Source organism: Mitsuokella sp. AF33-22, from assembly GCF_003475755.1.
In the GTDB taxonomy this organism is placed as follows: Bacteria; Bacillota; Negativicutes; order Selenomonadales; family Selenomonadaceae; genus Mitsuokella.
Genome location: NZ_QRQA01000001.1, coordinates 180,284 through 204,926, shown reverse-complemented (window position 1 = coordinate 204,926; position 24,643 = coordinate 180,284). Strand labels below are relative to the sequence as shown.

Annotated in this window: 21 protein-coding genes, 2 tRNA genes, 1 other RNA gene and 1 riboswitch; of the genes, 2 read left to right on the top strand and 22 right to left on the bottom strand. The window is 57.6% G+C overall.

What is annotated here, in order from left to right:
• Positions 1–68 precede the first annotated feature (68 nt).
• From DWZ54_RS01080 to DWZ54_RS01070, 3 genes are all read right to left on the bottom strand, one after another.
• Positions 69–1,346: a sodium:proton antiporter gene (locus DWZ54_RS01080; protein ID WP_118474129.1), complete on the bottom strand. Its 1,278-nt coding sequence runs from the start codon at positions 1,344–1,346 to the stop codon at positions 69–71.
• A 211-nt stretch (positions 1,347–1,557) separates the two neighbouring features.
• Positions 1,558–1,634, bottom strand: a tRNA-Arg gene (locus DWZ54_RS01075).
• An 8-nt stretch (positions 1,635–1,642) separates the two neighbouring features.
• Positions 1,643–1,719 (bottom strand) — tRNA-Pro (locus DWZ54_RS01070).
• A 207-nt stretch (positions 1,720–1,926) separates the two neighbouring features.
• Between DWZ54_RS01070 and trpD the strand changes: the two genes are divergently transcribed.
• Complete coding sequence (gene trpD / locus DWZ54_RS01065; RefSeq protein WP_118474128.1) at positions 1,927–2,946, top strand: anthranilate phosphoribosyltransferase; 1,020 nt, start codon at positions 1,927–1,929, stop codon at positions 2,944–2,946.
• Between the two features lie 79 nt (positions 2,947–3,025).
• On the opposite strand, the gene codY is transcribed toward trpD, so the two are convergent.
• The 8 genes from codY to rnpB all read right to left on the bottom strand — a co-directional run bounded on the left by codY (position 3,026) and on the right by rnpB (position 12,348).
• Positions 3,026–3,805 (bottom strand): GTP-sensing pleiotropic transcriptional regulator CodY, encoded by a 780-nt coding sequence (gene codY / locus DWZ54_RS01060; RefSeq protein ID WP_118015583.1) that lies wholly within the window; start codon positions 3,803–3,805, stop codon positions 3,026–3,028.
• Between the two features lie 192 nt (positions 3,806–3,997).
• Positions 3,998–5,401, bottom strand: a complete 1,404-nt coding sequence (gene hslU / locus DWZ54_RS01055) for an ATP-dependent protease ATPase subunit HslU (RefSeq protein ID WP_199663141.1) — start codon at positions 5,399–5,401, stop codon at positions 3,998–4,000.
• On the bottom strand, positions 5,401–5,946 hold the full coding sequence (hslV, locus tag DWZ54_RS01050; RefSeq protein WP_118015582.1) for an ATP-dependent protease subunit HslV: 546 nt from the start codon (positions 5,944–5,946) through the stop codon (positions 5,401–5,403). Before hslV ends, hslU begins: the two co-directional genes overlap by 1 nt.
• A 32-nt stretch (positions 5,947–5,978) precedes the next feature.
• The gene (trmFO, locus tag DWZ54_RS01045) at positions 5,979–7,316 is read right to left on the bottom strand and encodes a methylenetetrahydrofolate--tRNA-(uracil(54)-C(5))-methyltransferase (FADH(2)-oxidizing) TrmFO (protein WP_118474127.1); all 1,338 of its coding nucleotides are present in this window, start codon (positions 7,314–7,316) and stop codon (positions 5,979–5,981) included.
• An 11-nt stretch (positions 7,317–7,327) separates the two neighbouring features.
• The gene (gene topA, locus DWZ54_RS01040) at positions 7,328–9,655 is read right to left on the bottom strand and encodes a type I DNA topoisomerase (protein ID WP_118474126.1); all 2,328 of its coding nucleotides are present in this window, start codon (positions 9,653–9,655) and stop codon (positions 7,328–7,330) included.
• A complete protein-coding gene (gene dprA, locus DWZ54_RS01035; RefSeq protein WP_118474125.1) occupies positions 9,618–10,715 on the bottom strand; it encodes a DNA-processing protein DprA in 1,098 nt (365 codons plus the stop codon). The genes topA and dprA overlap by 38 nt, the downstream gene beginning before the upstream one ends.
• A gap of 281 nt (positions 10,716–10,996) precedes the next feature.
• On the bottom strand, positions 10,997–11,647 hold the full coding sequence (locus DWZ54_RS01030; protein ID WP_370245704.1) for a C40 family peptidase: 651 nt from the start codon (positions 11,645–11,647) through the stop codon (positions 10,997–10,999).
• A 17-nt stretch (positions 11,648–11,664) separates the two neighbouring features.
• Positions 11,665–11,831: riboswitch (cyclic di-AMP (ydaO/yuaA leader) on the bottom strand.
• A gap of 159 nt (positions 11,832–11,990) precedes the next feature.
• Positions 11,991–12,348, bottom strand: an RNA gene (gene rnpB, locus DWZ54_RS01025) — RNase P RNA component class A.
• A 265-nt stretch (positions 12,349–12,613) separates the two neighbouring features.
• Between rnpB and deoD the strand changes: the two genes are divergently transcribed.
• Positions 12,614–13,324 carry a purine-nucleoside phosphorylase gene (gene deoD, locus DWZ54_RS01020; RefSeq protein ID WP_118474123.1) on the top strand — a complete coding sequence of 237 codons (711 nt, stop codon included), beginning with the start codon at positions 12,614–12,616 and terminating at the stop codon, positions 13,322–13,324.
• Positions 13,325–13,418: 94 nt separating this feature from the next.
• Here deoD and DWZ54_RS01015 read toward each other — a convergent pair whose 3' ends face one another.
• The 11 genes from DWZ54_RS01015 to DWZ54_RS00965 all read right to left on the bottom strand — a co-directional run bounded on the left by DWZ54_RS01015 (position 13,419) and on the right by DWZ54_RS00965 (position 24,628).
• Positions 13,419–14,807, bottom strand: a complete 1,389-nt coding sequence (locus tag DWZ54_RS01015; RefSeq protein WP_118474181.1) for an aminopeptidase — start codon at positions 14,805–14,807, stop codon at positions 13,419–13,421.
• A gap of 5 nt (positions 14,808–14,812) precedes the next feature.
• Positions 14,813–15,778: a tRNA dihydrouridine synthase DusB gene (dusB, locus tag DWZ54_RS01010; RefSeq protein ID WP_118474122.1), complete on the bottom strand. Its 966-nt coding sequence runs from the start codon at positions 15,776–15,778 to the stop codon at positions 14,813–14,815.
• The gene (locus DWZ54_RS01005) at positions 15,775–16,572 is read right to left on the bottom strand and encodes a type III pantothenate kinase (protein ID WP_118015575.1); all 798 of its coding nucleotides are present in this window, start codon (positions 16,570–16,572) and stop codon (positions 15,775–15,777) included. Before DWZ54_RS01005 ends, dusB begins: the two co-directional genes overlap by 4 nt.
• Before the next feature lie 22 nt (positions 16,573–16,594).
• Complete coding sequence (locus DWZ54_RS01000) at positions 16,595–17,578, bottom strand: biotin--[acetyl-CoA-carboxylase] ligase (protein WP_118474121.1); 984 nt, start codon at positions 17,576–17,578, stop codon at positions 16,595–16,597.
• 109 nt (positions 17,579–17,687) lie between these two features.
• Positions 17,688–19,676 carry an ATP-dependent zinc metalloprotease FtsH gene (gene ftsH, locus DWZ54_RS00995; protein ID WP_118474120.1) on the bottom strand — a complete coding sequence of 663 codons (1,989 nt, stop codon included), beginning with the start codon at positions 19,674–19,676 and terminating at the stop codon, positions 17,688–17,690.
• A 43-nt stretch (positions 19,677–19,719) separates the two neighbouring features.
• Positions 19,720–20,265 (bottom strand): hypoxanthine phosphoribosyltransferase, encoded by a 546-nt coding sequence (gene hpt / locus DWZ54_RS00990; protein WP_118015572.1) that lies wholly within the window; start codon positions 20,263–20,265, stop codon positions 19,720–19,722.
• Positions 20,252–21,646, bottom strand: coding sequence for a tRNA lysidine(34) synthetase TilS (gene tilS / locus DWZ54_RS00985; RefSeq protein ID WP_118474119.1), 1,395 nt, complete (start codon positions 21,644–21,646; stop codon positions 20,252–20,254). The genes hpt and tilS overlap by 14 nt, the downstream gene beginning before the upstream one ends.
• A gap of 97 nt (positions 21,647–21,743) precedes the next feature.
• Positions 21,744–22,202, bottom strand: coding sequence for a S1 domain-containing RNA-binding protein (locus tag DWZ54_RS00980; protein WP_118015570.1), 459 nt, complete (start codon positions 22,200–22,202; stop codon positions 21,744–21,746).
• A 97-nt stretch (positions 22,203–22,299) separates the two neighbouring features.
• Positions 22,300–22,605: a cell division protein FtsL gene (gene ftsL, locus DWZ54_RS00975; protein ID WP_118015569.1), complete on the bottom strand. Its 306-nt coding sequence runs from the start codon at positions 22,603–22,605 to the stop codon at positions 22,300–22,302.
• Between the two features lie 79 nt (positions 22,606–22,684).
• Positions 22,685–23,821: a glycosyltransferase gene (locus DWZ54_RS00970; RefSeq protein WP_118474118.1), complete on the bottom strand. Its 1,137-nt coding sequence runs from the start codon at positions 23,819–23,821 to the stop codon at positions 22,685–22,687.
• A 39-nt stretch (positions 23,822–23,860) separates the two neighbouring features.
• The gene (locus tag DWZ54_RS00965; RefSeq protein WP_233541572.1) at positions 23,861–24,628 is read right to left on the bottom strand and encodes an SDR family NAD(P)-dependent oxidoreductase; all 768 of its coding nucleotides are present in this window, start codon (positions 24,626–24,628) and stop codon (positions 23,861–23,863) included.
• Positions 24,629–24,643 lie beyond the last annotated feature (15 nt).

Sequence of the window (24,643 nt, the reverse complement as noted above, 5' to 3'; positions counted from 1 at the left end):
TCGCCATTCCCCGTCAGATTCGGAGATGGAAAAAGGCCTGCATGATGCAGGCCTCAACAGCACGTTTCTCAGAGGAGATAACGCAGATAAACGTAAATGGTCGAGAGGACGATCGTCAGGATCATGATGGGGAAACTGATCTTGAAGTAATTCAGGAACGAGATCTTGATACCCCGGTCAGCTGCCATGCCGGCCACGATGAGATTGGCCGAGGCACCGACCAGCGTGCCGTTGCCGCCCAGGCAGGCGCCGAGAGAGAGGCTCCACCATACAGGTTCGAGATTATCGACGCCCATTGCCCCCATGTTCTGGATCAGAGGGATCATCGTCGCCACGAACGGGATGTTGTCGAGGACGGATGAGACGAGTGCCGAGAGCCAGAGCACGAGCAGCGAGGTCTTCGTCACATCGCCTTCGGTCAGAGCCACAGCCTGCGTCGCGAGGTCACGGATGATGCCCGTCTCGCTGAGGCCGCCGACCGCCACGAAGAGACCGACAAAGAAGAAGATCGTCGCCCATTCCACCTTGCGCATCGAGAAGTCCACATCGTGCTGGCTGCCGCCGGCGAGCAGCAGAAGCAGGAATGCGCCGAACAGGGCGACGACCGACGATTCGATATGCGTAAAGGAATGCGTGAAGAAGCCCAGGATGGTCAGGCCGAGCACGAAGAGCGAGCGCGCCAGGAGTTTCCTGTCCTTCAGCGATTTCTTCTCATCCATCTGCATGATTTCAGCCTGGAGTTCCGGCTTCGTGACCATCTGCTTGCGGTAGAGCACATCCATGACCAGCAGGACGGCGATCATGCAGACGATGACAACCGGCGTGAGGTTCTCAATGAACGCCACGAATGTCAATTCCTTGACGGCGCTGCCGATCATGATGTTCGGCGGATCGCCGATGAGCGTGGCCGTACCGCCGACGTTCGAGGCCAGAATCTGCGTGAGCAGGAACGGAACAACGGGGATGTGGAGCTTGCTCGTAATGGCAAAGGTGACCGGCACCATCAGGAGCACCGTCGTCACATTGTCCAGGAAGGCCGAGAAAATCGCCGTGATGAAGCCGAGATAGATGAGCAGGCGGCGCGGCTTGGCTTTGGCCGCCTTGGCCGTCTTGATGGCCACGTAGTCAAAGAGTCCCGTCTTGGCCGTGATGCTCACGAGGATCATCATGCCGATGAGCAGTCCGAGTGTGTTGAAATCAATATGGTGCAGGGCCGTTTCCACTGGCATGATGCCGACGATGATCATGAGGATGGCACCGAGCATGGCGACAATCGTGCGATGAACCTTTTCTGAGACGATCAGCACGTACATCAGCACAAAGATAATGGCTGCTAAAGTTCCCATTCCGAAAAAATTCCTCCTTTGATGGCAAATGACATAAACTTTTCTTCCCCGCATCTGCAAAAATAGACGGAGCCCATGGTTGAACAGACTCCGCCTAAAATTTACCTATGCAATTCTCTTATACCATCATACCATAAAGTCATACTTCATAGCAAGCAAAAGATCCGGTACATACAAAAAAGCCCCGGCTGCGCCGGAGCTGTCGTATACATGGTGCGTCTGGCAAGATTCGAACCCGCGACCCACGGCTTAGAAGGCCGTTGCTCTATCCAGCTGAGCTACAGACGCAAAATAGATGGTCGGGATGACAGGATTCGAACCTGCGACATCCTGCTCCCAAAGCAGGCGCGCTACCAAACTGCGCTACATCCCGTTAAGTACCTTACTATTATAACGGGTTCTCATTCGCTTGTCAACGCTTCTATTGGGAAAAGACTGGCATCTTTGCTGCCGTATTTGTCCTTTCCTTATCATATGGCGGGCAGGTCAAAAGCATCTTGTTGACAACGTTACACATGAATGGTAAGGTTAGCAGTAATAGCCCCTGACTTTGAACAGGCAGGAAGAATGGAGGCACAGTATGATTAAAGAAGCGATTGAAAAAATTGTCAGCAAGGAAGACCTCAGCTATGATGAGGCGTATACCGTCATGAACGAAATCATGAATGGCCAGACGACGCAGGTGCAAAATGCCGCCTACCTGGCTGCCCTCTCGACAAAGAGCACCAAGGCGGAGACCATAGACGAGATTTCAGGTTCGGCCATGGCGATGCGCGACCACGCCCTGAAAGTCGAGCACGATATGGATGTGCTCGACATCGTCGGCACCGGCGGCGACCATGCACACAGCATCAACATCTCGACGACAGCCGCCATGATCATCGCCGCGGCCGGCGTCAAGGTCGCCAAGCACGGCAACCGTGCCGCCTCCTCCAAATGCGGCGCCGCCGACTGCCTCGAGGCACTCGGCGTCAACCTCGACCAGCCACCTGCCAAGGTAGTCGAAGAGCTCGATAAAATCGGCATCTGCTTCATGTTCGCTCAGAAATACCACGCATCCATGAAGTACGTCGGTGCCATCCGCAAGGAACTCGGCATACGCACGGTCTTCAACATCCTGGGTCCCCTGACGAACCCGGCCCATCCGACGCGCATGGTGCTCGGCGTTTACGATGAATACCTGCTCGAGCCGCTGGCCAAGGTTCTCTTGAACCTCGGCGTCAAGAACGGCATGGTCATCTACGGCCAGGACTGCCTCGATGAACTCTCTTTGAGTGCACCGACGAGCATCTGCGAGTTCCGCGACGGCTGGTACCGTCGCTACACGATCAAGCCGGAGGACTTCGGCTTTAAGCGCTGCACCAAGGATGATATCAGGGGCGGCGACCCCGCCGAGAATGCACAGGTCACGCTTGATATCCTCAAGGGTGCCCAGGGACCCAAGACCGACATCGTCCTGCTCAACGCCGGCGCCGCCATCTACGTCGGCGGCAAAGCCCGGGACATCGCCGAAGGCATCGAAACAGCCCGCCAGATGATCGCATCCGGCGCCGCCCTGCAGAAGCTGGAAGAATTCAAGCAGCTCTCGCATGAGGCCTGACTCATACGAAAAACCGGATATACGATATAAAAAACGCTGCCTCAGACGAAAGCTGAGACAGCGTTTTTTTTGCTGGCACTTACTCGTTGCGAAGCTTCTGCACTTCGTCGAGCAAATACTCATTGAGGACCTTGATGTACGTGCCCTTCATGCCGAGCGACTTCGACGAGATGACGCCGGCCGATTCAAACTTGCGCAGGGCATTGACGATGACCGAGCGCGTGATCTTGACCTGATCGGCGATTTTCGAAGCGACGAGCAGGCCTTCCGTGCTGTCGAGCGCGGAGAGAATGGCAAAGGCTGCCTTGCGCTCCGAGAACGAAAGCGTGTTGATGGCAATCTGCACCGTGGCTTTCTTGCGGGCCTCAATCTCGATTTTCTCCGCATGATCGCGCAGCATCTCCATGCCGACTACGGTTGCCCCGTACTCGCAGAGCAGCAGGTCGTCATCGGTGAATTCCTCATCGTATTTCGCGACAATCAGCGTGCCGATGCGCTCGCCCACGCCGTAAATCGGCACGATAGTCGTATTCTTGCCGTTGAACAGGCACTTCGTGTTCTCCTCGTAAGCACACATACCGGTCTTCGAGCGCAGGTTGGCATTCGTCTCATCCATGCGCATGAGCCAGTTGACATAGTGCTTCGGGAATTCGCCGCGGTCAATGACCTTGTCGATCATCAGATCGCACTCGAAGTCATCGACAAATGCGTAACCGTAAATCTTGCCCTTTTTATTGGTAATATAGACGTTTGCATTGAGCACATTGCTCAGGACACGCGAAATACCATCGTATTCCACATTTTCCGAACGCTGCAGCAGACGATTGATTTTACGGGTTTTCTCCAATAAAGATGCCATAACGTATTCTCCTTTGATACATGCTACGATTCAGTTCCGATAAAAATTTTCCACTCCTATTTTATCACACTTTTCAAAATAGTCAAAGATGTATCCGAGAATTTTTCAAGAATTTCACGAAAAAGAAACAAAAAAGGATGCAGGATACAACAAGCAACATCATCGCTGGCTGTATCCCTGCCTCCTTTGCCATTACAGGATGAACTGAGAAAGGTCGCGGTTCACGACGATATCTGACAGGCGCTGATCCACATAGGCCGCATCAATGACGACGTGCTTGTCCTCAAGCTCCGGCGCGCGGAAGCTGACATCTTCGAGCACCTTTTCGAGTAGAGTGTGCAGGCGGCGGGCACCGATGTCCTCGGCCTGCTCGTTGACAGCGCAGGCCAATTCCGCAATCCGGCTGACGGCTTCCGGCTGGAATGTCAGGCTGACGCCTTCCGTTGCCAGCAGGGCTTCATACTGCTTGAGCAGTGCATTCTGCGGTTCCGTCAGGATGCGTTCAAAATCTTCCTTACGCAGGGACTTGAGTTCCACGCGGATGGGGAAACGGCCCTGGAGCTCGGGAATGAGATCGGACGGCTTCGCCATGTGGAAGGCACCGGCCGCAATGAAGAGGATGTGGTCCGTGCGCACCTGGCCGTATTTTGTCGAGACTTGCGAGCCCTCGACGATTGGCAGGATATCGCGCTGCACGCCCTCACGCGAAACATCAGCACCCGAGCTTGCCCCCTTGACGGCGACCTTATCGATCTCGTCGAGGAAGACGATGCCGCAGTACTCGGTGAGGCGCACAGCCTCTTCTGCCACGGCTTCCATATCGATGAGCTTGCCCGCCTCTTCCTGCGTGAAGATCTTGCGGGCCTGCTCGACGCTGACCTTGCGTTTCTTGTGGCGCTTCGGCATGATGTTGCCGAGCATGTCCTGGAGATTGTCGCCCATGCCCTCAAGGCTGGAGCCGGCGAACATGCCGATCATCGGACGGCCGGATTCTTCCACATCGATCTCGATGAGCTCCTTTTCAAGCTCGCCCTTGTGCAGGCGTTTGCGCACCCACTCGCGGCCGGCCTGGTACTTGGGCTCGCCCTCTTTCTTCTCCTCCGGCTCCTCGTCGCCGCCGAAAAGACGGCCCAGCGGATTCTGGGACTTCTTCGGTTCCGGCACGAAGACATCGAGAATACGTTCCTCGGCGAGCTCTGCCGCCTTGTCCTGTACGGCATCCAGGCGCTGCTGGCGCACCATGCGCACGGCCGTTTCCGTGAGGTCACGGATGATGGATTCGACATCGCGGCCCACATAGCCGACTTCCGTGAATTTTGTCGCTTCCACCTTGATGAACGGGGCCTTGACGAGCTTGGCAAGGCGGCGGGCGATCTCCGTCTTGCCGACACCCGTGGAACCGATCATCAGGATGTTCTTCGGAATGACTTCTTCCTTCATGCTGCCTGTGAGCTGGCGGCTGCGCCAGCGGTTGCGCAGCGCGATGGCAACGGAACGCTTGGCTTCATCCTGACCTACGATGTAGTGATTGAGTTCTTCGACAATCTCGCGCGGCGTCTGCTCATTGACGCCGATAGTCTCGATATGATTTTCCATCAGTCCAGTTCCTCCACTCTGATATTGTGATTGGTGTAGACGCAAATGTCAGCGGCGATGGACAGTGCTTCCTTGGCGATGTCCCGGGCCTCCATGTCCGTATGCTTGACGAGCGCACGCGCAGCCGACAGCGCAAAGAAACCGCCCGAACCAATGGCGGCGACGTCGCCGTCCGGCTCGATGACCTCGCCATTGCCGGAAAGCATCAGCAGCGTATTGGCATCGGCCAGCAGCAGAAGGGCTTCAAGCTTGCCCATCATCTTATCCGTGCGCCATTCCTTGGCGAGCTCGACGGCAGCACGCGTCAAATTGCCGTTATAGGCCTCGAGCTTGGCTTCGAACTTCTCGAACAGCGTAAAGGCATCGGCAACGGAACCGGCAAAACCGGCCAGCACTTTGCCATGGTAGATCCGGCGCACTTTGCGGGCCGTTGATTTCATGATGGTATTCTGGCCAAACGTAACCTGGCCGTCGCCGGCAATGGCCGTCTTGCCATTCTTGCGCACGGCGCAGATGGTCGTGGCATGGAATTGTACTTCACTCATACGATCTCCTCATTTCTGGATGCTCAGCCGCTTCAGCAGCCAAAGATCTGTGGTTTGAACGCTTCAATCGCTGCCAGCGCATGTTCGGCCAGCAGCTGTTTCTTCATCTTCTTGTCGCGGATGCGGCGGCCGTTGGCATCCCGGGTCGACACGGGCGGCAACAGGCCGAAATTGACATTCATCGGCTGGAAGTGCTTGGCCTCGCTCGTCGTGATGTAATGGCAGAGTGCGCCGTGGCAGCTTTCCTCAGGAAATACGAGAGGCTCTTCGCCGCGGGCCAGCCGCGCCGCATTGACGCCGGCGACGAGGCCCGAAGAAGCTGATTCGATATAGCCTTCCACCCCCGTCATCTGACCGGCGAACAGCAGATTGTCGATGCCCTTGAACTGCATGGTCGGCAGCATGTGGCGCGGCGAATTGAGGAATGTATTGCGGTGCATGACGCCGTAGCGCAGGAACTCCGCATGTTCGAGTCCCGGGATCATGCCAAAGACGCGCCGCTGCTCCGGCCATTTGAGATGGGTCTGGAAGCCCACGATGTTGTAAAGCGTAGCACTGGCATTGTCCTGGCGCAGCTGCACGACCGCATAAGGCCGCACGCCCGTCTCCGGATGCTCAAGGCCGACGGGTTTCAGCGGGCCATAGAGCAGCGTATCGATGCCACGGCTGGCCATGACCTCAACGGGCATGCAGCCTTCAAAGAACTTTTCTTTCTCAAAGTCTTTCGTCGGCGCCTTTTCGGCCGTGGTCAAAGCCTGCCAAAAGGCCTCGTACTCTTCCTTGTTCATTGGGCAGTTGATGTAGGCCGCCTCGCCCTTTCCATAGCGGGAAGCGCGGTAAGCCTTCGTCATGTCGATGGATTCCAAGCTGACAATCGGCGCTGCTGCATCGTAGAAATACAGGGAATCACCGCCGGTACGCGCCGCGATGTCCTCAGCAAGCGGGCCTGCCGTCAGCGGGCCGCTTGCGATGATTGTGACGGCATCTTCCTGCAGGGGAATCTGCGTCACTTCCTCGTGCAGCACCGTGATGCGCGGATGCTCCGTCACCCTGCACGTGATGTAGTCGCTGAATCCGTGGCGGTCGACGGCCAGTGCACCGCCAGCCGGCACGCGCGTGGCATCTGCGGCTTCCATAACGATGGAGTGAAGGCGGCGCATCTCTTCCTTGAGCACGCCGACGGCATTCTCGAGGCCCGCGCCGCGCAGGGAATTGCTGCAGACCAGTTCCGCAAAGCCTGCCGTCTTGTGTGCAGGCGTCGATTTCACGGGACGCATCTCATAGAGCGTGACGTCCACGCCCTGCTGTGCCGCCTGCCATGCGGCTTCGGAGCCAGCCAGGCCGGCCCCGACAATGATGACATGTTTCATATTATCTTCCCTTATTGCTTGTCGTTTCCTGCTGCCGATGCATCGGCAGCAGCCTTCTCTTCCTCGCGCTTCTTCTTCGCCTCAGCCCGCTGGCGCATCTTCTCCAGCTCCTTGTTGATCGGATGGTCGATGCGCGTCTCGCAGGCATCGTTGCTGCAGTAGAGCATGCCGCGGCCATTCTTGAAATGATGCTTGAGCAGGAAGGACCCGCATTTCTCACAGGTTTCCTTCTGCGGCGTATCCCAGGTCGTATAGTCGCAGTCCGGATAATTTTCACAACCGTAGAAGACGCGGCCGCGGCGCGTGCGGCGTTCCACGATGCTGCCTCCGCACTTCGGGCACTTGACGCCCGTATCGCGCAGCAGCGGCTTCGTGTTGCGGCACTCGGGGAAGCCCGGGCAGGCCAGGAACTTGCCAAAGCGCCCCTGCTTGACCACCATCATGCGGCCGCAAAGCTCACATTTGACATTCGAGACTTCAACGGGCAGTTCCACGTGGCCGATGGCCTTATCCGCTTCCTCAAGCGTCTCCTCAAAAGGGCCGTAAAATTCGCGCAGCAGCTGATTCTTGCCGACCCTGCCCTCGGCAATCTCATCGAGCTCATTCTCGAGATTGGCCGTGAATTTAACATCGACGATATCCTTGAAGTACGTTTCCAGCATATCGACCACGACGAAGCCCAGTTCCGTCGGCTGGAAATGCTTGTCGATGCGCTGCACGTAGCCGCGGGCCTGGATTGTCTCGATGATGGGCGCATACGTGCTCGGACGGCCGATTTCCTTTTCCTCCAGCGTCTTGACGAGCGAAGCGTCGTTGTAGCGCGGCGGCGGTTCCGTAAAGTGCTGCTGCGGCAGGGTCTTGGCTAGGCTCAATGCATCCTGTTCCTCAAGATCCGGCAGCAGGACATCCTTTTCCTTCTTCGTCGCATCAGCGCCGGCATACACCTTCGTAAAGCCGGCGAATTTAAGCTGAGAACCGGCTGCCCGCAGCTGGTAGCGGCTGCCGGCCCCGATGGTCACGCTCATGGTATCATAGACAGCCGGCGTCATCTGGCTGGCGGCAAACCGCTGCCAGACAAGCGTATAGAGGCGCAGCTGATCTTTGTTGAGATATTTCTCCAGGGATTCCGGCGTGTGCTGCAGGCTCGTCGGGCGGATGGCTTCATGGGCATCCTGGGCCTTCTTGCCCGTCACGTAGATATTGGGCTTCGCCGGCACATACGATTCACCGAAAGACTCCGTCAGGAATTCCTTGGCCTCCTGCTGAGCGAGCTCCGAGATGCGCGTGGAATCCGTACGCATATAGGTGATGAGACCCGTCGCGCCATGGCGGCCGAGCTCAATGCCTTCATAGAGCTGCTGGGCGAGCATCATCGTCTTGCGCGAGGTGAAGCCGAGCTTGCGCGCTGCATCCTGCTGCAGGGAGCTCGTCGTAAATGGCGCCGACGGCTTGCGCTTGCGCTCGCTGCGCTTCACGCCAGCCACCACGAAATCCTGCTGAGAAAGGTCTTCAACCAGAGCGGTCGTCTCCTTCTCGCTGTGCAGGGCAAATTTCTTGCCGCCCTCTTCGTTGACGCCGAGTTTCCTGCCATCGACCTGCGTGAGTTCCGCCTGGAACATCGCCGAGCGGCCCTTGCGCAGCTTGACGCCGACAGACCAGTATTCCTCCGACTGGAAGGCCTGGATCTCCTTTTCGCGGTCACAGATGAGCCGTACCGTCACGGACTGCACGCGCCCGGCCGACAGGCCCTTGCGCACCTTTCGCCAGAGGAGCGGCGACAATTTATAGCCGACGATGCGGTCGAGCATGCGCCGCGCCTGCTGGGCATCGACCTGGTCGAGATTGATGCTGCGCGGATGCTTGACGGCTTCCTGGATGGCCGGCTTCGTGATCTCATTGAAGACAATGCGGCAGTCAGAGGCCGGGTCAATGCCGAGGATGAAAGCCAGGTGCCAGGCGATTGCTTCTCCTTCGCGGTCCGGATCGCTTGCCAGATAGATCTTATCGGCATTCTTGGCGTCTTTCTTGAGTGCCTTGATGAGATCGCCCTTGCCGCGAATATTGATGTATTTCGGAGCAAAATCATGCTCTACGTCGATGCCGAACTGACTCTTGGGCAGATCGCGCAGATGCCCCATCGAAGCGCGAACCATGTATTTCCTGCCGAGGTATTTCTCGATGGTCTTAGCCTTGGCCGGCGACTCGACGACGACCAGCGTCTTCTTCGTTTTGGTCTTTGCTTTGGATCTTGACTTTGCTTTAGCTGATGTTGTGGTCTTTGCTTTCGTTGCAGCCAAACCTTCACTCCCTCTCAGCACGCCGATAAGCATGCAATTCATTTTCGATAATCAGGCCCTTCAGCTCCATATTGAGGAGCGTAAAGGATAAATTCGGCATCTCCCCATCGGGCAGACTCAGGATGATCTCATCCATACTCAGTGCATGGTCAAACGACAGGACCTGGTAAACCCGGTGTTCCTCCGGCGTCATCTGCTTCTGCGTCCTGCGCGGCGGCAGCGGCATGACGCCGCAGTCCTCCAGGATATCAGAGGGACGCGTCACGAGTCTGGCACCCTGCTGGATCAGATGGTGGCATCCCTCGCTCGTCGGCGAACAGACACTGCCGGGTATCGCATAGACATCACGTCCTTCGGAAAGAGCCTGGTCGGCCGTAATCAGCGAACCGCTGCGGCGCGCAGCCTCCACGACGAGCGTCCCCTGTGCCAGCCCGCTGATGATGCGGTTTCTGGCCGGAAAGAAGGCCGGCAGCGGCGGCGTCCCCGGCGCGTACTCCGACAGGACCGCTCCGCGCTCGGCAATGGCTTGAAGCAGGCGGCGGTTTTCCCGCGGATAAGCGACATCGGCGCCGCAGCCGAGCACTGCCACCGTCCGGCCGCCTGCTTCGAGTGCTCCGCGGTGCGCACAGGTATCGATACCGCGCGCGGCGCCGCTGACGACCGTAAGGCCTGCTGCTGCCAGCTTCCGGCCGAATTCCACGGCCAGCGCTTCCCCGTAATGGCTCATGCGCCTCGCACCGACCATCGCAATGCGCAGGGCATCTGGCACCAGCATCCCGCGATAGTAGAGGACCATCGGCGGTGAGAAAATTTCCTTCAATATATTAGGATATTCCTCGTCTTCGATGGTGCAGAGACGGATATCCCGCGACGTGCAGAGATCCAGGATCTCAGCCGGACGGTCCGGATGACCGCGCCGGAACGCATTCACATTCGCACAGAGCTGCCGGGGCATCGGCACGCGCCGTACGAGCTCAGCTGCCGGCAGATGCCAAATCAGCTCAGCATCTCCATACGCCTCCAGCAGGAGTTTCAAACGGTGGCTGCCAAGTCCGGGACATTCCGCCAGCGCAGCCAAGTGGAAAGCCTGTTTCGATTCCATACCATCGCCTTCTTCCTGACCTGTACGTTATACCATCTTACAAAAAAAGCTTTCAATATGCAACTGCTTACACGAAAATTTCAGAATAATTTCGGTTTCCTCTACAAGAAAAGCCATCCACCGGATACCAGTGAACGGCCGACTGTGTCACTCCGTGAAGAGCTCATCCCAATACGCGTAAGCAATCATCAGGAGGATCAGGAAGACAAGGAAGATATCGCCCAACATTCTCATCCTTTCCGAAAAAAAGGGAGAGAGACTTCCGCCCCTCTCCGAAAAAATTACATTACGCGACGGGCACCAATATAGCAGGAACCCCAATAAGAACTGTACAGGGAAGCAATGGACACGCCCTGGCTCGACGAGGCATTGATGAACTCACCATCGCCAAGGTAGATGCCAACGTGAGACGGACCCGGTTCATACGTGGAGAAGAACACGAGATCGCCTGCCACGAGCTCACCTGTGGACACCGGATAGCCGCATTCATACTGTGCATCGGCCGTGCGCGGCAGATAAATGCCGGCATGAGCAAATACATAGCGGACGTAACCGGAGCAGTCAAAACCGCTCGGCGTCGTGCCGCCAAATACGTACGGCACACCGAGGTAATTCATCGACTCCGATACGACACGGCGCGAGATGTAGTTTGTGCCACGGCTGACTTCCGGCATGGACTTGCCGAGCAGTGCCGCATAGGTGGACGGACCGACGAGGCCGTCTGCACTGAGGCCCTGAGTGACCTGGAAGGCCTTGACTGCTTCTGCCGTAGCGGGACCGTAGTCACCATCTGCTGCGACATCATAGCCCAGGCTGGCCAGCTGCCCCTGGATCTCTGCTACATCGCTGCCCTGGTCTCCAACGCGGAATGCTGACGCCCCCGCTACAGAAAACCAGCACATAAGGATCATGGATAGTGCGAAAATACGCATTGCTTTACTCAAAAAGCCACTCCTCTCTCTCTTCGCTTACGAGGTTAGCTGCCGGGTTAGGGTAGAGAAGACCACCCTCGCCTTTTTCACCATGAAGACCTTTGCGGTCTGACACCGTGAGCCAGACGTTCACCCCAAAAACTTGGTTCCCCCGCTCCTGGGCTGGACTCAGCTTATTCTGTTAAACCCAATTCTAATATATATAATACGACAAAAGTCGTCGTATTCCTGTCACTTGATGATTCTTTTTTGCGTTTGTATGAAATTCTTTCAGATTGTTTTCAGATTCCCCCCAGACATGAAAACAGGCTGCCAGAAGGGGCAGCCTCGTTGCATGCATCGTGTTATAAGTCATCAGTAAGCCGAGTTCTGTTCCGCTTGCGCGGTGACAATCATTTATCTAGGCACGGCAGTTACCTGCCGGCTCAAGCGACTCAACCCGGAAGGTTCCGCGGGCCGCATCATCCCTTCCCTATTCGGTCTTGCTCCGTGTGGGGTTTACCAAAGCCAGCCAGTCACCTGGTCCGCTGGTGCGCTCTTACCGCACCTTTCCACCCTTGCCTGACAAGTCAGGCGGTCTAAATCTCTATAGCACTTTCCCTGAGGTCACCCTCGCTGGACGTTATCCAGCACACTCGCCCTATGGAGCCCGGACTTTCCTCATCAGCCTCGAGGGCTGCCGCGATTGTCCTGACAACTTATATCAACATCTCGGATTATAACATATTTTTCATCTATTTGTCAATTTTTGTCTCAACGTTACAAGTCTGTACATCCAACAGCGATTCGGCGGGATTTTGTACATGTGTACGTGGATAACACCAGGATTCATGCGGAATCGTCATGGGAAAAAGGGACAGGTGGGCTTTTCTTATTCCCTATTTTTTTTTATAATTAGGCCATAGGTTTTAAATTTTCAGAACAGATAGCATTTTATCTGCACGGAACATGTAAAGGAGAATGACCATGGCTACACCTCATATTGCTGCTGAAAAGGGCGAGATCGCCGAGCGCATCCTGCTGCCGGGCGACCCGCTGCGCGCAAAATTCATCGCGGAAAACTTCCTTGAGAACCCGAAACAGTACACATCGGTCCGCAACATCCTCGGCTTCACGGGCACCTACAAAGGCGTCCCCGTCTCCGTACAGGGCACGGGCATGGGCATCCCTTCCATCTCCATCTACACTCATGAGCTCGTCAAGGAATACGGCGTCAAGAAACTCTTCCGTGTCGGCACCTGCGGCGCCATGCACAAGGACCTGAAGCTCCGCGACGTACTCATCGCCCAGGCGGCCAGCACGGACTCCTCGATCATCCGCAACATCTTCGGCGGTTCGATCAACTACGCACCGATTGCCGACTACAGCCTGCTTGAAAAAGCCGTCGCCAATGCGCGCAACCTGAATCTGCCTGTAAAGGTCGGCAACATTCTCTCGGCAGACCGCTTCTACGACGATGAGATCGACAACGACAAGCTGCGCCAGTACGGTGTACTCGCCGTCGAGATGGAATCCGCCGCACTCTACACGATTGCCGCCCAGTTCCATGTCCAGGCACTCGCCCTCTTCACCGTCAGCGACCATCTGCTGACCGGCGAGAGCTGCTCGGCAGAAGAACGCCAGACGTCCTTCAACGACATGATCAAGATTGCCCTCGAAACGGCCATCGAAGACTAAGATACAAAATAAAAAGCCTGCATCATCCCAATCAGGATGATGCAGGCTTTTTTGTTATACGAACAGCCGAGATGTCATACCTCTCACAGTGCCTTTATGCTTCGAGCAGAAAGGCCGTATATCCCTTGCGCGTCTCATAGATATCGACCTTGCTCGTGGCCTCCCACGGAGAATGCATGCTGATGACGCCCACGCCGCTGTCGATGACCTGCATGCCGTAAAGACTCATGATGTAGGCAATCGTACCGCCGCCGCCGAGGTCGACACGGCCGAGTTCCGCCAGCTGATAATGCACCTGGTGCTTGTTCAGGATGCGGCGAAGCTCCGCGAGATATTCCGCGTTGGCATCGTTCGACCCCGATTTGCCGCGGGCACCCGTGAACTTGTTGAAGACCATGCCATGGCCGAAATACGCCACGTTCTTCTTGTCAAAGGCCGAGGCATACAGAGCGTCATAAGCACTCGAGACATCCGACGAAAGCATCTTCGAATTGGCCAGCGTGCGGCGCAGTGTCAATTCGCTGTACACGCCCATAGCATTGAGGAGCTCCGCAACCGTATTCTCAAAGAAATGCGACTGCATGCCCGTAGCGCCGACGCTGCCAATCTCCTCCTTGTCGACGAGCAGGCAGCAGGCCGTGCGGCGCACATGCTCCGTCTCGAGCATCGCGCGCAGGGACGTGTAGGCACAGACACGGTCATCCTGCCCGTAAGCCAGGATCATGCTGCGGTCAAAGCCGAGATCACGCGCCTTGCCGGCCGGCACAAGCGCCAGCTCCGCCGACTCGAAATCCTCTTCATCGATATCGTATTTCTCCTTGATGAGCTTCAGAACGCCGGCCTTGACGGCCTCCTTGTCCTCACCCGCAAACGGATGATTGCCGACGAGAATGTCGAGGTCCTCGCCTTCGACCACCTTGGCTGCATTCTTCTTCATCTGCTCCTGTGAGAGATGGATCAGAAGGTCCGTGACGCAGAATACCGGGTCGCCTTCATCCTCGCCGATGCAGACCTCGATGACCTTGCCGTCCGGCTTCACCACGACGCCGTGCAGGGCCAGCGGCAGCGTGACCCACTGGTATTTCTTGATGCCGCCATAGTAATGCGTATCGAGATACGCGAGGCCTCCATCTTCATAAAGCGGATTCTGCTTCACATCGAGACGGCACGTATCGATATGGGCACCAAGGATATTCATGCCGTAGGCAATCGGGGCCTCGCCGACCTGGAACAGCACGATGGACTTCTTCATGTTGACGGCATATACCTTGTCCCCGGCTTCCAGCTTGTGACCGGAGGCAATGACTTCCTTGAGGTCGCGGTACCCGGCCTCACGTGCCTGGCGCACGGCTTCTTTGACACTCTCGCGCTCCGTCTTGCAGGTGGACAGGAATTCACGATATCCCGTGCAGAGTTTCTCGAGTGCCTGCTTTTCCTCCTCGCTGTACTGATTCCAGACTGGAACCTTCTTCGTTTCCGCCATGAAAATCATCCTTTCTTGAAATATGCATCGATGATCGCGACAAAGTCCTGCCGCGTCACCGCCTTGTTGAACAACTCGCGCAGCACAGCACCATGCGTGATGCCCCGCGTGTACCAGGTCGCATGCTTGCGCATCTCTCTGGGACCTACATAATCGCCCTTATATTGGAGCAGGAGGTCGAGATGGCGCAGCAGCACCTCCGCGCGTTCCTGCATCGTCGGCCCCGGCAGGCGCTCGCCGGTTTTCCAGTAATGCGTCAGCTGCCGGAAAATCCAGGGATTGCCCTGTGCGGCCCGGCCGATCATGACACCGTCGCAGTTCGTCACACGGCGGATTTCGTCGAGATCGTCTTCCGTGCGCACATCGCCATTCGCAATGACGGGGATGCTGACGCTCTCCTTGACACGGCCGATGATTTCCCAGTCGGCATGCCCGCGGTAAAACTGCTCACGCGTGCGTCCGTGAACCGCGATGGCATCGACGCCGGCTTCTTCCGCCAGCTTTGCCATCTCGATCACATTGACATGATTGTCATCCCAGCCTTTGCGCATCTTCACGGTAAACGGCATCTTTACGGCCTTGCGGACAGCCGAGAGGATCTCATAAGCCAGACGCGGCTCGCGCATCAGTGCGGAGCCCTCGCCGTTCTTAACGATCTTCGGTGCCGGGCAGCCCATATTGAAATCGAGGATGTCCGCCGTGCCGAGCGCTTCGACATAGCGGGCCGCTTCCGCCGCCATCTCCGGCGTATTGGCAAAGATCTGCATGGCAAGCGGCCGCTCCTCCGGCTCCGACTGCAGCATGGAGAGCGTGCGCTCGTTGCGGAAATGGATTCCCTGACAGGATACCATCTCCGCATAGCAGAGCGGGCAGCCCATATCGTGCGCGATGACGCGGTAGGCCGTATCCGTCACGCCGGCCATCGGCGCGAGGAATACCGGCGTATCAAAATGGAACTTGCCGATTTTCATTTATTATGCCTCTCCTGTACACGTTCCTGATTGCGTTCATAGAGCACCCGCAGGCCCGTCAGTGTCAGGAAATGGTCGATGGTATCGATGGTCGAGGATTCGCGCGAGATCATGCGGGCCAGGCCGCCTGTCGCGATGACCTTGACCGGCTTCTCGCCGCCCATTTCCTGCTTGATGCGGCGCACGATCTCATCGATCTGCCCCACGTAACCAAAGATGATCCCCGCCTGCATGCCCTGTATCGTGTTGCGGCAAATGATCTGCTTGGGCGGCACGAGTTCGATGCGCGGCAGCTGGGCAGCGCGCTGGAACAGGGCGTCGGCACTCGTGCCGATGCCGGGTGCGATGACCCCGCCGAGGAAATCCCCGTTCTCCGCCACGACATCAAATGTCGTCGCCGTGCCGATATCAATGACGATCAGGGGGCCGCCGTACTGTTCATATGCACCGACCACATTGACGATGCGGTCGGCACCAATGGCGCGCGGATTCTCATAGTTCAGACGGATGCCCGTCTTGATGCCGGGGCCGACGACGAGCGGCCGCAGGCGGAAATAACGCTCGCACATCTTGACGAGCGGCACGACAAGCGGCGGTACGACCGAGGAAATGATGATGGCCTCGATATCCGTCATCTTGATGCCCTGATACGCAAACAGAGCATTGATGAGCATGCCGTATTCATCACCGGTCTTCTGGCGGTCCGTCGAGATGCGCCAGTGTTTCATGAGCTGGCGACCTTCGTAGGTCCCCATGACGATATTGGTATTCCCGATATCCAAGACTAATAACAAAGGGATTCCTCCTGTAGAACTCTTACTCCATATGACTGGGTCGGATTGACACATCGCCCGCCAGCACGCGGCGGCGGCCGTCCGGCGTATCGACGAGCAGGGCGCCGTCGGGATCGATGTCGACGGCTTTGCCCGTAAAGCTCTCACCGCTGCGGACGCCGATGACGCGTACTTCGCGGCCGAGCGTGATGCTGAATTCGCGCCAGGCGTCAAAAACGCCGTCAAAGCCCTGTTCCTTCACGAGCTGATAGAGCACATCGAATTCGTGCAGGACTGCGCGGAAAAACGGCACGCGCGGTATTTTCTCCCCCTTCATCTCCTGCAGGGACGTCGCGACGGCGCGAATCCCTGCGGGGAATTCTTCCTGCGCGATATTGACATTGATGCCGGTGCCGATGATGACATAATTGATGCTGTCCATCTCCGCACTCATCTCGGTCAGGATGCCCACGAGTTTCCTGCCCTGATACAGGATATCGTTGGGCCATTTGATCCCGGCCTGCAGGCCGAAGGATTGCATGGCACGGGCCACGGCCACAGCGGCCAGCAGCGTGCATTTTGGCGCTTCCTGCGGCAGGAAGGGAGGACGCAGCAGCACGGAAAACCAGATGCCCCTGCCGCGCGGCGAAAAGAACTGGCGCTCCAGCCGGCCTCGTCCGGCGCCCTGCTCCTCGGCTACCACGACAGTGCCGTCTGGCGCCCCCTTCTGAGCCAGCCGTTTCGCCTCAAGGTTGGTCGAATCGATGGACTCGTAGGCATGGATTTCCCTGCCGACAATCCGTGTCTGCAGGCCATGCCGGATCTCTTCCGCCAGCAGGCGGTCCGGCGCCTCCCGCAGCGAATAGCCACTGCGGGAATGGCTCACGATATCGTAGCCGCTCTCCCGGAGCTCCTGGATGTGCTTCCAGACGGCCGTACGCGAAACGCCTAGCCGCTTTGCGATTTCTTCACCGGAAAGATAGGAATCCCCTGCCGAGCGCAGCAGGGAAAGTATTTTTGCGCGCAAATACGCCACCTCCCCATTCTTCAATACATCGTTTTATTATACACCGTAACGGGCGATAAAAAAAGCGAAGGACACACCTCCCGGCATGTTCTTCGCCAAAAATTGCACCTTATTTGCTGTAATGCGTCACATTGAATTTCGGTTCTGCATTCTTTGCCTGCTGTTCATCGCGTTCATCCGACGTTTCCTTTGCGGCAGGCTCCGCGTCATCCGTGACAGGCAGCGGCGTTACGGCCGGCGTTCCATTCTGCGGGCCGTCGCTTTCTCCGGAATCCTCATCGTTCTCATCATGGATATGCCCCGTCGTCAGGAGTTCTTCCAGTTCCTTGGCCGTGAGTGTCTCACGTTCCATCAGGGCCTGTGCGATGAGTTCCAGCTTATCGCGGTTCTCCGTGATGATCTTGCGGCATGCCTCATAGGCATCCTCCATGTACTTGCGGACTTCCTTATCGATCTCGCTGGCCACTTCTTCCGAGTAGTTGCGCTGATGATTGAGGTCGCGGCCGAGGAATACCTGATGATTCTGGCTCTCACCATATGCGACAGGACCGAGCACTTCGCTCATGCCGTACTGCATGATCATGCTGCGCACGATGCGCGAAGCCTGCTGGATATCCTGCGATGCACCGGTCGAGATTTCTTTGAGGACGACTTCCTCCGCCACGCGGCCGCCCATTGCCACCTTGAGGCGGTCGAGGAGTTCCGAGCGCGTCGCGTAGTTGCGGTCTTCCTTCGGCAGCATCAGCGTGTAGCCGCCGGCACGGCCGCGCGGAATGATTGTGACCTTGTGCACGGGGTCGGCATGCTTGAGCATCATGCCGACCAGCGTATGACCGCCCTCGTGATAAGCCGTCAGGCGCTTCTCCTCTTCACTCATGACATGGGATTTGCGCTCCGGACCTGCGATGACGCGTTCGATGGCTTCCTCCATCTCGACCATGCCGATCTGATGCTTGTTGCGACGCGCAGCCAGCAGGGCCGCCTCGTTGACGAGGTTCGAGAGATCCGCACCCGTAAAGCCCGGCGTGCGACGGGCGAGGATGTCGAGGTCCACATCCTTGGCAATGGGCTTGCCCTTCGTGTGAACCTTGAGGATGGCCAGGCGTCCGCGCACATCCGGCTTGTCCACGACGATCTGGCGATCGAAGCGGCCGGGGCGCAGCAGAGCGGGGTCCAGGATATCCGGACGGTTCGTCGCCGCGATGATGATGATGCCTTCATTGGCAGCGAAGCCATCCATCTCGACGAGCAGCTGGTTAAGGGTCTGCTCGCGTTCATCGTGACCACCGCCGACACCGGCGCCACGCTGGCGGCCGACGGCATCGATCTCATCGATGAAGACGATGCACGGCGCGTTCTTCTTGGCCTGTTCAAAAAGGTCGCGGACGCGGGAGGCGCCGACGCCGACGAACATCTCGACGAAGTCGGAACCCGAAATCGAGAAGAACGGCACGCCGGCTTCGCCGGCAACGGCACGGGCCAGCAGGGTCTTGCCGGTGCCCGGAGGGCCGAAGAGCAGCACGCCCTTCGGGATGCGGGCACCGAGATCATTGAACTTCTTCGGATGCTTGAGGAACTCGACAACCTCCTCGAGCTCCTGCTTGGCCTCATCGGCACCGGCGACATCGCGGAACGTGACCTTGATCTTATCCGCACCACTCATGCGCGCCCGGCTCTTGCCGAACGACATGACGCGGCCGCCGCCGCCCTGCGTCTGCTGCATGATGAAGAACCAGACACCGATGAGCAGCAGGATGGGCAGGACAGACGAGAACATCTGCGACCACCAGGGCGGCTCCGGCGGATTCTCCGCCGCGATGTCAATGCCCTTCGAGGTGAGCTTCTGATAGAGATCCGGGTCATTATTCGGCGCATCCGGCGTGATGGTCGTGAATTCCGTACCATCCGACAGCGTGCCGCGGATGGTGTTCTGAATGATGACCACCTTGGATACCTTGCCCTCATCCACCTGATGCAGGAACTGGGTGTACTCCACTTCCTGCCGGTTCGTATTCCTGGTCGAGAAATAATCGATGATGGATATCGCCACCAGGATGATGAGCAGATAAAACCCTACATTGCGTAGAAACTTATTCAAACCATTGTCCCCCTTCGTTCCAGAGTCGAGGCGTACCGGTTCTTCATGCGTAGACCTCAGGCTTCAGCACACCGATATATGGCAGATTCCGGTACTTCTCTGCATAATCAAGGCCATAGCCCACCAGGAACTCATCCGGCACCGTATAGCCGCAGTAATCGATGTGCACATCGACCGTACGGCGGGACGGCTTGGAAAGCAGGGAGCAAAGCTTGACGCTTTTCGGTTTGCGCTCGCGGAAATACTTCATGAGGTAATTCATCGTCGTACCCGAGTCTATGATATCTTCGATGATGATCAGGTGTTTTCCTTCCACATCGTAATCAAGATCCTTGAGAATCTTGACCGTACCGCTCGTTTCCGTGCCGTTGCCATAGCTCGAAGCAATCATGAAGTCGAAATGCACAGGCAGATTGATGCTGCGCACGAGATCCGTATAGAATACCACCGCACCCTTGAGAATACCGACGCAGTAAATCGTTTCCTTGGCATCCTTGTAATCTTCCGTAATCTGAGCGCCAAGTTCCGCTATGCGCTTCTTGAGTTCTTCTTCTGTGAATACGATTTTCTCGATATCATCTTTCATCATGGTCTTTATCCTCTCTTCTTTCTAGCCGAACATACAGGATTTTTCCAGTATCTTCAGCGACAGGATACCGGGAGCCGCGCCGATGACCGATCACCCAGAGGACCTCGCGGCCCGATGCCAGGAGCGGGATGCTGTCGCGCGTTTCACGCGGTATCTTGTCGTCAATCCATACATCTTTAAGTTTTTTATGACCTGCCGGCAGGCTCATGATATCGCCCGGCCGGCGCGTCCGCAGGAAAAGCGGTCCATTAGCGAGGGCCCCGGCGTCCAGATAAAACTCCATTGGCCCCGTCCGGGAAGGCAGTTCATCAAGCAGGCTGGCCGAAAGGACCCAGGGACCGAAATGCGTTTCACCCGGTATGGTTACGGGCACCGCCTGATGCGGTTCCGCGCAGGCCGCCCGTTCTGCCTGTTTTCGCAGGCAGAGGCGGCCGTACGATACATGCGCCTGCCAGCGGCCGGGAAGGGCAAGTGATGAGCCCGTCCTCCCGCCTGCCGCCAGGCGTTCCATCGCCTGGACATGCGGGAAGCCAAGGTCCTTTGCCGTGCCCGAAACTTCCCGGAAAAAGCGGCGCAGCGCCCGGCGGCGCATGGCAGGATGAAGCTTCTCAAACGGGGCAAGCAGCAGAGTATCCGCCTCTCCCGGAGGCTTGAGCTGAGACCAGGAAGCGGTGAGTTCCGCTTCGAGATAATCGTCCTCGTCTGACGCGAGCTCTGCCAGCTGGCAGAGTGCCCGGGAAACCTCGGGATTGGCGTGCGCGCGCAGATACGGCAGCACCAGGAGGCGCATGCGGTTGCGCGTGCAGTCCGGCAGATCGTTCGTCACATCGTGCCGCGGCGTCAGCTGACGCATCCTGCAATACGCTTCAATATCCGCGCGCGAGGTGCCGAGCAGCGGCCGAATCTGACGCCCGCTTTTGGGGCGCATGGCCGCAAGGCCATCGGGGCCCGTGCCGCGCAGGATACGCATGAGCACGGTTTCGGCCTGGTCATCGGCATGATGCGCCGTCGCGAGGACATCTGCCCCCGCCTCATCACAGGCCTGCCAGAGGAACCGGTAGCGCAGCGTACGCGCCGCCAGTTCGAGAGAAAGCCCCCGCTCTCTGGCAAAGGCCGGCACGTCGTCAGCTCCAGTCAGGCAGGCAATGCCGCGTTCCTGACAGAACCGCTGCACAAAGGCCGCATCGTCGCGCGATTCCTGCCCGCGAATGCCATGCTCAAAATGAGCCGCCGTGATGGTCAGGCGGCGCATTGCGCGCAGCTGCAGCAGGATATCGAGCAGGGCCAGGGAATCCGGGCCGCCCGAGCAGGCCACCAGGACGTGCATGCCCGGCTGCAATAAGCCATGATTGTCACAATACTCCAATACCTTACCGATCATTGCCTGCGCTCCATCCGCCGGCCGTGCAAACAGGCACCGGCATTTTCATCATAAAGCACAAAAGCACCCCGTAAGAGTGCTTTGATCATACCGATTATCAGTCCGAACGGCGGGAGCCACGGCCTCCGCGCTTGGAATCCGTCTTGCGGCGCAAATCCGTCAGCCGCTCGTCGCTGTCCTTGAGGAACTTCGAGAGCTTATCCTCAAAGGATGCCGTAGAATTGTTGAAGCGGTTTGACTTGCGGAAATCCCGCGGTCCACGGTTCGGGCGCTGTGGACGGAAGGAAGAATTGCCCGTGCGGGCAGGCATCTCCGGCTTCTTTTCCTGAAGCTGCTTGATGGAAAGCCCGATCTTGCCGCGCTCATCCACACTCAACACCTTGACCTTGACTTTATCCCGTTCCGAGAGAAAATCATGGACATCCTTTACATAAACATCCGCTACCTCAGAGATATGGATCAGACCGGTCTTGCCCTCTGGCAGTTCCACGAACGCACCGAAATTCGTGATGCCCGTGACAACACCTTCTACTACATTGCCGACTTCAATGGACAAATTAATTCTTCCTCCTTAAATCGCGATGGAAAATACACGCTTTATTATAACCTTGCGTGCTCAAGAGTGTCAAGGAAAGAACGTCTTTTCAGGCTCTTCATTTCCCTTCGACCGATTTGCCCGGATTGTACGGCAGTTCTCCCCTGCGCGTCATGCCCAGCTGCTCACGTGCGATCTTCTCGATGTAATCAAGGCGGCTCAGATCATCCTTCTCCTTGACCAGCTTGTCGTGTTCTTCCTGTGCAGCTGCCAGCCTTGCCTCCGCCGCAGCCTGATCCTCATTGACCTGGCTCAGATAGATCTGCTGCGATATCAGGATTGACGAAAAATATACGATGATGGCAATCAGCAGGAAATTAAACCAGCTGAACCAGCTTTTTTTCCGTTTTTCTCTCGGCCTCATAACCTCTTCTCCTCTCCGCTCCTGCAAGTCTCCTCTTTATCATACGGAGAAACAGCGGGCAATGCAAGCACTCCGAACATTATTTCTGCCGAACCTCCTGCGGCCGCGCCATCATCATCTCCGTCAGGCGCTGCGCAATGGCTGCAGCCGCCAGCGGACGGCTGCAGCAGATTGCCGCATGGCTCATCGACTGGAGCCGTGTGCCCTGCAGAAGGCGCCTGACGGCCAATGCGATGTCCTCTCCGGGATGGAGCCAGACCGCCGCACCATGATGCGTCGCATAAATGGCATTTTCCGTCTCCGGCCCCGGAATGGGATCATGCAGCAGCATCGGCAGTCCGAGCACGAAGGCCTCACTGATGGTCAACGCACCGGGCTTCGTGATTAAAAGATCGGCACCGCGCATGAGGAAATGGACCTGGTCGGTATAGCCCCAGACGAGCACCTGATGATGCGAGGCGTCAGCAAAGTCCTGTACTCTGCCCAGGAGCCGCTCGTTGCGCCCCGCCACGACGAGCAGGGTCAACCGGCTGGGAATGGCCTCCAGCGCACGGAGATTCTCTTCAATGCCGCCGAGCCCCAGACCGCCGCCCATCAGCAGGACAGCCGGCTGCCCCTCGGGAATGGCCAGCGCGCGGCGCACACCTTCCTTATCCGTCATCTCCTGCAGAATGCCCGACACCGGGATGCCCACGGCGACGAGCCGGTCCTCAGGAAAGCCATGCTGCATCATGCCCGTGCGCATCTCCTCCGTCGCCATGAAGTAGCAGTCCACGCCTTCATAAAGCCAGATCTGGTGCAGCGAATAATCCGTCATGACCGTCCCCAACAGATAATCGGCCTCTCCATGGCATTTGAGACGCGCTGCGGCACCTTCCGGGAACGGATGCGTGCAGAGCACGAGATCAGGCCGGTACCGCCTGGCAAGATGGCGCATGACAGGGCTCATGACCAGCGCGAAGGCCTCCTGCACGAAACGTCCGCCCGATGCTCCCCCCGACAGATGATAGAAGACATCGTAAAGATTGGGCACGAAAGCCAGCATGACGAGGTAAAATTTTTTCATGAACCAGTGCAGGCGCGACGTGCGGCGCGACATGAAATCGATCGTCGTGATCTCTGCCTCGGGCTGCAGGCGTCGAAGTTCCGTCTCCACCGCCTCGGCCGCCTTGATATGACCGGAACCGATGGAAGCCGTCAATATCAGGATATTCATGATATGCTCTCCTTTTCCTCTGACTACAAAACAACGGCATCAGGCCGTCAGTCCGCCGTCCACGCCATAAATCGCTCCCGTGATGAAGCCTGCCCGGGCGGAAGCCAGGAAGACGATGAGAGAAGCGGCTTCCTCCGGCGTGCCGATGCGTCCGAGCGGATAGACCGACGCCATCTCGCGCAGGGCCTGCTGCGGGTCAGGAGCTCCCTGAAGCTGCGCCTGCGTCAGGGGCGTCATGATGTCGCCAGGTGCTATGGCATTGACGCGCACGCCGAAAGACGCGAGCTCAAGTGCCAGTGCACGCGTGAAGAGCACCACGGCCCCCTTGCTCGCACAATAGGCCGCGCAGAAATAATTGCCGTGAACACCGGCGTCTGACGCAACATTCACGACAGCGCCGCGCGTGCTGCGCAAAGCGGTAAGCGACGCCTGCGTCAGATAAAACGTCCCCTTGACATTGGTCGCCAGGATATCATCAAGTTCTGCAGGTGTAAGGTCGTCAAGCGCCCCTTCCTGATAAATGCCGGCCGAATTGACGAGGACATCCATTCCTCCCCAACGGTCCATCATCTGGCGGACGCAGGAAATCCCATCTTCCCGTCGCCTGACATCGCCGGCAGCAAAGAATACCTCTGCCGCAGGAAAATCCCGCTGCAGGAAGGCCACCGCCGCCTCGCCGCGCATCTGCGTGCGGCCCATGATACAGACCTTTGCACCTTCCTCGAGGAACTGGCGGGCCGCTGCCAGGCCAATCCCGGAAGACCCTCCTGATATCAGCACGCGTTTCCCCTGTAAGCCAAGCTCCAAAATCGCTCCTCCTCA